2 tRNA genes and 1 rRNA gene are annotated in these 2,162 nt (G+C 52.0%); all 3 read right to left on the bottom strand.

The features are described 5' to 3' along the window. Positions 1–33 precede the first annotated feature (33 nt). Positions 34–109: transfer RNA gene (locus tag B5F19_RS16640), tRNA-Ala, on the bottom strand. A gap of 80 nt (positions 110–189) precedes the next feature. Beyond that, positions 190–266 (bottom strand) — tRNA-Ile (locus B5F19_RS16635). A gap of 112 nt (positions 267–378) precedes the next feature. After that, positions 379–1,909: ribosomal RNA gene (locus B5F19_RS16630) — 16S ribosomal RNA — on the bottom strand. Positions 1,910–2,162: the final 253 nt, after the last annotated feature.

Here is a 2,162-nt window from a genome sequence, read left to right as displayed (position 1 = left end):
TCGGACGTTTGCCCAAACACTTCAATCTATTCTTGGTGGAGGTTACCGGACTCGAACCGGTGACCCCTTGCTTGCAAAGCAAGTGTTCTACCAGCTGAACTAAACCCCCGGTCACAATTAAGAATTAAGAATGAAGAATTAAGAATTATCTCTCAGCTTTCGCCTTTCATTCTTAATTGTTAATTTTATTGGTGGGCCCAAGTGGACTCGAACCACCGACCTCACGATTATCAGTCGTGCGCTCTAGCCAGCTGAGCTATGGGCCCGTTCAGAGCCTGACGCAGCGTGCGCCCTCTAAATTAAACAACGTAACGCATCTCTGCACCATACTGACCTAGGACACTACAACAAAACTTCGTCTTGCTGAGTTCTCCTTAGAAAGGAGGTGATCCAGCCGCACCTTCCGATACGGCTACCTTGTTACGACTTCACCCCAATTATCGAACCCACCTTCGGCCGCGCCCCCCTTGCGGTTAGGCTACGGACTTCGGGTGTTCCCGACTCTCATGGTGTGACGGGCGGTGTGTACAAGGCCCGGGAACGTATTCACCGCGGCATGCTGATCCGCGATTACTAGCGATTCCAACTTCATGCAGGCGGGTTGCAGCCTGCAATCCGAACTGGGATGGCTTTTAGGGGTTTGCTCCACCTCGCGGTTTTGCCTCCCTCTGTTGACCACCATTGTAGTACGTGTGTGGCCCAGGACATAAGGGGCATGATGATTTGACGTCGTCCCCACCTTCCTCCGTTTTGTCAACGGCAGTCTCGCTAGAGTGCTCTTGCGTAGCAACTAACAATAGGGGTTGCGCTCGTTGCGGGACTTAACCCAACATCTCACGACACGAGCTGACGACAACCATGCACCACCTGTCACCGACGTCTCCGAAGAGAAAAGTGTATCTCTACACCGGTCGTCGGGATGTCAAGCCCTGGTAAGGTTCTTCGCGTTGCTTCGAATTAAACCACATACTCCACCGCTTGTGCGGGCCCCCGTCAATTCCTTTGAGTTTCAACCTTGCGATCGTACTCCCCAGGTGGGATACTTATTGTGTTAACTGCGGCACGGAGGGGGTCAGACCCCCCACACCTAGTATCCATCGTTTACAGCGTGGACTACCAGGGTATCTAATCCTGTTTGCTCCCCACGCTTTCGCGCCTCAGCGTCAGTTGCTGTCCAGCAGACCGCCTTCGCCACTGGTGTTCCTCCTAATATCTACGCATTTCACCGCTACACTAGGAATTCCGTCTGCCTCTCCAGTACTCAAGAACTGCAGTTTCAAATGCAGGCCACAGGTTGAGCCCGTGGTTTTCACATCTGACTTGCAATCCCGCCTACACGCCCTTTACACCCAGTAAATCCGGATAACGCTTGCCACCTACGTATTACCGCGGCTGCTGGCACGTAGTTAGCCGTGGCTTATTCGTCAGGTACCGTCACTTGCTTCGTCCCTGACAAAAGAAGTTTACAACCCGAGGGCCTTCTTCCTTCACGCGGCGTTGCTGGGTCAGGCTTGCGCCCATTGCCCAATATTCCCCACTGCTGCCTCCCGTAGGAGTCTGGGCCGTGTCTCAGTCCCAATGTGGCCGGCCAACCTCTCAGTCCGGCTACTGATCGTCGCCTTGGTGGGCCGTTACCCCGCCAACCAGCTAATCAGACGCGAGGCCATCTCAGAGCGATAAATCTTTGGCAGCCAGAGTCATGCGACCCAGCTGCATCATGCGGTATTAGCACAGCTTTCGTTGTGTTATTCCCCACTCCGAGGCAGGTTCCTCACGCGTTACTCACCCGTCCGCCACTAAGAAACGCAATCCATTGGACGAATCCTCTGTCATACGCTCTCCGTTCGACTTGCATGTGTTAAGCACGCCGCCAGCGTTCATCCTGAGCCAGGATCAAACTCTCAATAAAATGGTATCTAAAGAGCCAAAGCTCTTCAAATCACTTTATTGAAGCTCAATTCAAGCTTCAAAGAAATTTAACGGTCGTCCTTCAAGCTAAGCTTGTTTGAACAACCAAATCCAAATCTGGTGCTTCGTGTTTGTTACGTTGTTTAATTTACAAGGTGCACACCGCTCTCAGCGGCGGGAGTTTATTTTACCATCTCGTTTCGCCCTTGTCAAGCACTTTTTTCAAGTTTTTCAAAACTTTTTTCAGCGCTTTT

Origin of the sequence: Pseudoflavonifractor sp. An184 (assembly GCF_002160305.1) — a bacterium.
In the GTDB taxonomy this organism is placed as follows: domain Bacteria; phylum Bacillota; class Clostridia; order Oscillospirales; family Oscillospiraceae; genus Lawsonibacter; species Lawsonibacter pullicola.
The sequence above is the reverse complement of the archived record's forward strand: the minus strand, read 5'-3'. Positions and strand labels throughout refer to the sequence as shown.